The 6,754-nt window shown below is 54.3% G+C and carries 7 protein-coding genes and 2 tRNA genes; 2 read left to right on the top strand and 7 right to left on the bottom strand.

Annotation, left to right across the window (positions count from 1 at the left end; translation table 11 throughout):
• Positions 1–61 precede the first annotated feature (61 nt).
• From WFK59_RS19215 to ilvL, 4 genes are all read right to left on the bottom strand, one after another.
• Positions 62–991, bottom strand: a complete 930-nt coding sequence (locus WFK59_RS19215; protein ID WP_094121627.1) for a branched-chain amino acid transaminase — start codon at positions 989–991, stop codon at positions 62–64.
• An 18-nt stretch (positions 992–1,009) separates the two neighbouring features.
• Positions 1,010–1,267 carry an acetolactate synthase 2 small subunit gene (gene ilvM / locus WFK59_RS19220; RefSeq protein WP_008926359.1) on the bottom strand — a complete coding sequence of 86 codons (258 nt, stop codon included), beginning with the start codon at positions 1,265–1,267 and terminating at the stop codon, positions 1,010–1,012.
• Complete coding sequence (gene ilvG, locus WFK59_RS19225; RefSeq protein ID WP_233986343.1) at positions 1,264–2,910, bottom strand: acetolactate synthase 2 catalytic subunit; 1,647 nt, start codon at positions 2,908–2,910, stop codon at positions 1,264–1,266. Before ilvG ends, ilvM begins: the two co-directional genes overlap by 4 nt.
• 150 nt (positions 2,911–3,060) lie before the next feature.
• The gene (ilvL, locus tag WFK59_RS19230) at positions 3,061–3,159 is read right to left on the bottom strand and encodes an ilv operon leader peptide (protein WP_082097622.1); all 99 of its coding nucleotides are present in this window, start codon (positions 3,157–3,159) and stop codon (positions 3,061–3,063) included.
• Positions 3,160–3,489: 330 nt separating this feature from the next.
• Here ilvL and WFK59_RS19235 point away from each other — a divergent pair, with 330 nt between their 5' ends.
• Positions 3,490–5,010: a YifB family Mg chelatase-like AAA ATPase gene (locus tag WFK59_RS19235; protein WP_336756874.1), complete on the top strand. Its 1,521-nt coding sequence runs from the start codon at positions 3,490–3,492 to the stop codon at positions 5,008–5,010.
• 25 nt (positions 5,011–5,035) lie between these two features.
• On the opposite strand, the gene WFK59_RS19240 is transcribed toward WFK59_RS19235, so the two are convergent.
• Entirely contained in the window at positions 5,036–5,374 is a 339-nt protein-coding gene (locus WFK59_RS19240; protein ID WP_094121630.1) for a DUF413 domain-containing protein, read from the bottom strand.
• A gap of 120 nt (positions 5,375–5,494) precedes the next feature.
• On the opposite strand from WFK59_RS19240, the gene hdfR reads away from it, so the two are divergent.
• The gene (hdfR, locus tag WFK59_RS19245; RefSeq protein ID WP_031377324.1) at positions 5,495–6,328 is read left to right on the top strand and encodes an HTH-type transcriptional regulator HdfR; all 834 of its coding nucleotides are present in this window, start codon (positions 5,495–5,497) and stop codon (positions 6,326–6,328) included.
• Between the two features lie 129 nt (positions 6,329–6,457).
• Here the strand turns inward: hdfR and WFK59_RS19250 are convergent.
• Both WFK59_RS19250 and WFK59_RS19255 read right to left on the bottom strand, forming a co-directional pair.
• A tRNA-Trp gene (locus WFK59_RS19250) sits at positions 6,458–6,533 on the bottom strand.
• Positions 6,534–6,541: 8 nt separating this feature from the next.
• Positions 6,542–6,618: transfer RNA gene (locus WFK59_RS19255), tRNA-Asp, on the bottom strand.
• Positions 6,619–6,754 lie beyond the last annotated feature (136 nt).

The raw sequence follows: 6,754 nt of genomic DNA on the forward strand, positions 1-6,754 counted from the left end.
GCTCTATTTACTCCAGTAATAATGTCTCGCGGGCGTCAGATAACGCCCGCGCAGTGTCTGCTTATGCGTTAACCGGATCTAACCAGCCCCATTTGTCTTCGGTTTCGCCAGTGAACAGACCAAAGAAGGCCTGCTGGATGCGGGCAGTAATCGGGCCGCGTTTGCCTTCGCCGACCTGGATACGATCAACGCTGCGCACCGGCGTGATTTCCGCTGCGGTGCCGGACATGAAGATCTCATCCGCCAGATAGAGTGATTCACGTGACAGCGTTTGTTCACGCACTTCAATTCCCATATCGATCGCCAGTTTGATGATGGCGTCGCGAGTGATGCCTGGCAGAGCGGAAGAGGTGAATGGTGGTGTGAACAGAATGCCATCTTTGACTTCAAACAGGTTCTCACCCGCGCCTTCAGAGATGTAGCCGTTGGTATCCAGCGCGATACCTTCCTGATAGCCGTGACGACGGGCTTCGCTACCCACCAGCAGTGAAGAGAGGTAGTTGCCGCCGGCTTTGGCCGCTGTCGGCAGGGTGTTCGGTGCTACACGGTTCCACGAGGAAACCATGGCATCGATACCATTTTCCAGCGCTTCGGCACCCAGGTAAGCACCCCATGGGAAGGCGGCAATGATCACATCGGTGCTGAAACCGTCTGGCGGGTTCACGCCGAGGCCGACATCACCGACAAACGCCAGTGGACGGATATAGGCACTTTTCAGTTTATTGACGCGGATGACTTCGCGGCACGCTTCCATCAGCTCATCAACGCTGCTTTTAATCGGGAAACGGTAGATTTTGGCGGAGTCGTGCAGACGTTGCATGTGTTCGCGATGGCGGAACACAACCGGTCCTTTGTGAGAGTCGTAGCAACGCACGCCTTCAAATACCGACGTACCGTAGTGCAACGCGTGGGACATGACGCTAACTTTCGCCTCTTCCCACTTAACCATCTCGCCATTGAACCAAATAAAGTCTGCTTTCTTCGTGCTCATTTTTCTTCCCTCTCGCGGCTAGGCGCGGATTTGTTGTGTTGTCTGTTGTTGAATCTGAACGCAGGCGACATCGATCAGTTTGCTTAACTGCGAAGACAGTAAATCGACCGAGCGCTGGCTGGCAACGGTCATTTCGATATTAATGTTTTCAGCGTTGGCCACGGAGGCCATGTTCATTGAGCAAACCTGAAAGCCGCGGTGACGCACTACGCGTAAGATGCGCTCCAATATTTCAGGGCGAAAGCGGGCTTCGATAGACAATTGATGCTGATTCATACGGTTTTCTCCATCATTTGTGCATTGCTGGCACCCGGCGGTACCAGTGGCCAGACGTTTTCATGCTCATCAATTGCAACATGCAGGAAGTAAGGACCTTCGCTGTTCAGCAGAGCATCAAGTGCGGCGTCGACCTGTTCTTTACGGGTAATGCGCTGGCCGGGGATATCAAAGGCGCTGGCCAGCGTCAGGAAATCGGGGTTGTCAGACAGATTGGTTTCGCTGTAGCGGCCATCAAAAAACAGCTGCTGCCACTGACGAACCATACCGAGGCGCTGGTTATCCAGCAGCACGATTTTAACCGGCAGCTTGCCGCGTTTGATGGTGCCCAGCTCCTGAATGTTCATCATGATTGAGCCGTCGCCAGAGACACAGATGACGGTGTCCTGCGGGCGGGCGACCTGCGCTCCAATCGCGGCCGGTAAGCCAAAACCCATGGTGCCTAAGCCGCTGGAGGTGATGAAATTCTCTGGCGCGCTAAACGCCATATGCTGCGCTGCCCACATCTGATGCTGACCCACATCGGTGGTCACTACCGCATTGACGGGTTTGCGATCGGACAGTTGCTTCAGCAACAGCGGCGCATAAATGGCGTCACCCGGATGGTCATAGCGCCAGCTGTGACTGGCTTTAAGCGCTTTCACCTCATCACGCCAGGCATCGATATTCAGGGGCTGACTCAGCGCGGGCAGCAGATGGTTAAGATCGCCCTGCAATGAAACATGGGCGCGGCGTAATTTGTTCAGTTCCGCCGGATCGATATCGAGATGAATAACGCTGGCGTGCGGGGCAAAGGTATCCAGCTTGCCGGTCACCCGATCGTCAAAGCGCGCGCCAACCGCAATCAGTAAGTCACAACGCTGAACCGCCAGGTTGGCCGCTTTGGTGCCGTGCATCCCCAGCATGCCGAGATAGAGCTCGCTGTCTGCATCCACGCTGCCCAGACCTTTCAGCGTGGCTACCGCAGGGATGCCCGTCTCTTCAGCCAGCGCACGCAGTGCGGGAACGGCCTGCGCCATACCTACGCCACCACCGACATAGAGCATCGGTTTCTTTGCCTGCGCCAGCAGCGCGCGGGCGTCGATAATCGCCTGATGCGGCAGATCCATCCCCTCTTCTACCGGCACCAGATGCGGCGTGGGTTCGCCCTGCGCAATCTGGATATCTTTAGGAATATCAACCAGCACCGGGCCTGGGCGGCCCGATTGCGCCAGAGCGAATGCTTCAGCCATGATGGCAGGCAACTCGTCTAACGACTCGACCAGGAAACTGTGTTTGGTGCAGGCCAGGGATAAGCCCAGTACGTCGATTTCCTGAAAGGCATCGGTACCAATAAACGCGGAAGAAACCTGGCCGGTTACCGCCACCACCGGTACCGAATCCATCATCGCATCGGCCAGTCCGGTGATCAGGTTCGTGGCACCCGGTCCCGAGGTAGCAATGCAGACGCCGGTTTTGCCGGTTGACCGTGCATAACCAATCGCAGCCATTACCGCGCCTTGCTCATGACGACACAGTAGGTGTTCCACGCCGCCATCGTAGAGCGCGTCGTATACCGGCATGATGGCGCCGCCCGGGTAACCGAATACGGTATCCACACCCTGCGCGCGTAAAGCCTGAACTACCCACTGTGCACCTGTCATCGCTATTCTCCTGTGTCCTGACCGGAACAACAGAATTTTATGCTACTGTTCATTGTTTGTTCCTTGTAGATTTACTGATATTTCGCCTGGTCGAAAAAAAACCCCCGGACCTTTCGGTGCGGGGGTTTTTTCGGATTCGAGGCTTGATTTTTAAGCCTTTCTTTCTCCAAGCGTAGCCCCGCACGGTAGGTTGATAATCACCACCACGCTAATCACAACTAGGCTAATCACTTGTAGAAGGGCTTTCATGTGTTGTTCAATTCTTTTACGTGTTCGAAGTAATGCCTACAGAGTTAACATAGTCAGGGGGGATAGCACAACATTTTTCGTCTGTTTTTTTCCACGTCCGGCATTAAGTATTGGCCTATCAATTTGTAATAAAAAGAATAATTTCCGAATGATAAATATTCATCACTTTCGTGACGTAATAATATTTTGCTGAATTTGCGTACAGCCTCGCTCGCTTTTGTCCCGCTCTGTAACGACTATCGATCCGCTGTGTTCCGCCTCGCATACCGGTGACACTCTCTTCGCTTTTCTCTTTTGCTGACCGCAGACTGGCAGCATTAAGGAGCGATTATGTCATTATCAAAAGTCCTGACCCGGGCTGCGTTGGGGGTAGAGGCGCCACTGGTCACTATCGAGGCGCATATCAGCAATGGTCTGCCCGCGCTGACGCTGGTCGGCCTGCCAGAGACCACGGTAAAAGAGGCGCGAGAACGGGTACGCAGCGCCATTATCAATAGCGGGTTTGTGTTTCCGGCCAAACGGGTCACCATTAACCTGGCACCGGCGGATCTCCCCAAGGAGGGCGGGCGTTATGATTTGCCGATGGCGATCGCCATTCTGGTGGCCTCTGAGCAGCTGCCTGCGGATAAGCTGACTCACTATGAGTTTCTGGGCGAACTCGCCCTTGACGGCGCGCTCTGCGGTGTACAGGGCGCGATTCCCGCGGCCATGGTGGCTATCCAGGCCGGGCGGCAGCTGGTGCTCTCTCGCGAAAACCAGACGGATGTCGGATTAATTCGTCAGGGTTCATCGCTGATTGCTTCACATCTCAGTGAGGTCTGTGCTTTTTTGCATGACCAGCTCACTTTACCGATTGCCAGCTATCCTGACGATCAGTGTGAATCGTCGGGCGACGATCTCGCCGATATTATTGGCCAGCAGCAGGGGCGCAGAGCATTAGAAGTTACCGCAGCGGGTGGACATAACCTGTTGCTGATCGGGCCACCCGGCACGGGCAAAACCATGCTGGCGACCCGACTACCGGGCATCATGCCGCCCCTGAGCGATCAGGAAGCGCTGGAGTGCGCAGCTATTGCCAGCCTGGTCAATGGCAATCCGTCACACCGGCAGTGGCGCACAAGGCCATTCAGGTCCCCTCATCACAGCGCCTCTCTGTATGCCCTGATCGGAGGCGGCTCACTGCCGCGGCCCGGCGAGATCTCGCTGGCACATAATGGCGTACTGTTTTTAGATGAGTTGCCAGAATTTGATCGCAAAGTGCTCGACTCTCTGCGTGAACCGATAGAATCGGGACTGATTGCTATTTCCCGCGCCAGAGCAAAAGTGACCTATCCTGCACGGTTTCAGCTCATCGCCGCGATGAACCCCAGCCCTACCGGACATTATCAGGGTCAGCATAATCGCTGCTCGCCACAGCAGGTGCTGCGTTATCTCAGCAAATTATCCGGTCCTTTTCTCGATCGCTTTGATCTGTCGCTTGAAGTTCCGCTGCTGCCGGGCGGGATGCTGAGCAGACAACGCCACACGGCGGAGAGTTCAGTGACGGTACGTCAGCGGGTCGTCGCTGCACGCGCTATTCAGCTGGCGCGGTCAGGCAAAATTAACGCGCATATGAACAATGCAGAAATTCTGCGCTGGTGTCAGATTGGCAAAGAAGATGCTGAATGGCTGGAGTCGGTGCTGGAAAAGCTGGGTTTGTCGGTACGGGCCTGGCAGAGAATTTTAAAAGTGTCTCGCACGCTGGCCGATCTGGCGGGAGATGAGAAGATAAACCGGGCGCATTTGCAGGAGGCGGTGAGCTATCGCTGTATTGACCGCTTAATGATCCACCTGCATAACAGCCTGCAATAAAAGAAGGGGCGTAAGCCCCTTCTTATTAGTCGTCGCTGTCGCTGAAGTCTTCAACGGTGTCCATCTGCGGCTTCCCGCCAGACAGGGTGTGAAAACGCTTCGGACGCTTAATGCGTGTGATGTATTTGGTCCATACACGCTCAGCTTCTGTTTGCGGCTCACGCTGACCACGACACACTTCAATGAATAACCGTTCTTCTTCTGTTGCAGGTTCACGCTTTGATAAATCAAGCTCATTAAAGGCGAAACCGTGGCGTTCAAGAAGCTGGGCTTCTTTAATCGTAAAATCACCGTGGCGTGAGAAACCTCGCGGGTAATGTTTGTTATCAAAGAAACGATTTTCGGTTAAGAAGCTTTCCGCCATGTTACACGCTCCTGATTCTCTTATGCCTTACTATTTATGGCGCGGAGTATTAGATAGGCTTGACAGAGTGTAAAACAAAACATTTAAATCTATACGACAAATAAATTTTGGGAGAACGCTGTGGATACGGAATTACTGAAGACTTTCCTGGAAGTGAGTCGAACGCGCCATTTCGGGCGTGCTGCGGAAGCACTTTACCTCACGCAATCTGCTGTCAGTTTTCGCATCCGTCAGCTGGAAAATCAGCTTGGTGTCAATCTTTTTACCCGACATCGCAACAACATACGGCTGACGGCCGCGGGCGAACGGCTATTACCCTACGCTGAAAGTCTGATGAGCACCTGGCTGATGGCTAAGAAGGAGGTCTCCCATACTCAGCAACATCATGAGCTCTCTATCGGGGCCAGCGCCTCGCTCTGGGAAGCCTATCTCACGCCGTGGCTGCAGACGCTCTATGAGAACCGGGAGAGCCTGCATTTAGAAGCGCGGGTGGCACAGCGTCATCTGCTGGTTAAGCAGTTGCATGAGCGGCAGCTGGATCTGCTGATCACCACTGAAGCACCGAAAATGGATGAGCTGACCAGCCAGCAGATTGGTCATATCTCACTGGCATTATTTTGTGCACGGCAGAGTGAGAAGCGCGAGAAGTATGATTATATTAAGCTCGAATGGGGTGCAGATTTTCACCAGCATGAGAGCTATCTCTCCGGCGGTGATGATGTGCCGGTTCTGACGACAACATCGGCTCATGTCACGCGTGAGCTGTTACATACAACAGGTGCCTGCGCCTTTCTGCCTGACTTCTGGCATAGCCTCTACAGTGAACTGATGGTGATTCCGGATACGCCGGTTGCGGTGCGCCCGCTTTATGCGGTCTGGTTACAGAACAGCGATCAGCAAGCGCATATACGTCAGTTGCTGAAGTTTCCGGTTCTGGTCAGGCAAAACAGCTGATTTTCGAACACGAAAAGTGGGAGAAAGACGAGGAAAAGGATGAAGAGCCAGCAGATATTAGCTGGTTTTTTGTTCAGTATTGGGTTACAGGCAAAAAAAAATCCTTTGCCGAAGCAAAGGATCGTTTTCTGGCAGGGGCGGAGGGACTCGAACCCCCAACACCCGGTTTTGGAGACCGGTGCTCTACCAATTGAACTACGCCCCTAAATAGGGTGGCGGAACGGACGGGGCTCGAACCCGCGACCCCCTGCGTGACAGGCAGGTATTCTAACCAACTGAACTACCGCTCCACCGATTCTGTACTGCGGCCCGCTTTCGCTGACCTCAGGTGTTTCGCCCGCTCCGCGTCACCGGAGTGGTCACGACCAGCGTGCTGGTCTTAATTTGATGCCTGGCAGTTCCCTACTCTCGCATGGGGAGACCCCA

The organism is Pantoea sp. USHLN298 (assembly GCF_037149395.1).
Taxonomy (GTDB): domain Bacteria; phylum Pseudomonadota; class Gammaproteobacteria; order Enterobacterales; family Enterobacteriaceae; genus Pantoea; species Pantoea astica.

Coding starts and splice junctions, on each gene's coding strand:
- WFK59_RS19215 (WP_094121627.1), bottom strand. CDS start 991: ATGAGCACGAAGAAAGCAGACTTTATTTGGTTCAATGGCGAGATGGTT.
- ilvM (WP_008926359.1), bottom strand. CDS start 1,267: ATGAATCAGCATCAATTGTCTATCGAAGCCCGCTTTCGCCCTGAAATA.
- ilvG (WP_233986343.1), bottom strand. CDS start 2,910: ATGACAGGTGCACAGTGGGTAGTTCAGGCTTTACGCGCGCAGGGTGTG.
- ilvL (WP_082097622.1), bottom strand. CDS start 3,159: ATGAAAGCCCTTCTACAAGTGATTAGCCTAGTTGTGATTAGCGTGGTG.
- WFK59_RS19235 (WP_336756874.1), top strand. CDS start 3,490: ATGTCATTATCAAAAGTCCTGACCCGGGCTGCGTTGGGGGTAGAGGCG.
- WFK59_RS19240 (WP_094121630.1), bottom strand. CDS start 5,374: ATGGCGGAAAGCTTCTTAACCGAAAATCGTTTCTTTGATAACAAACAT.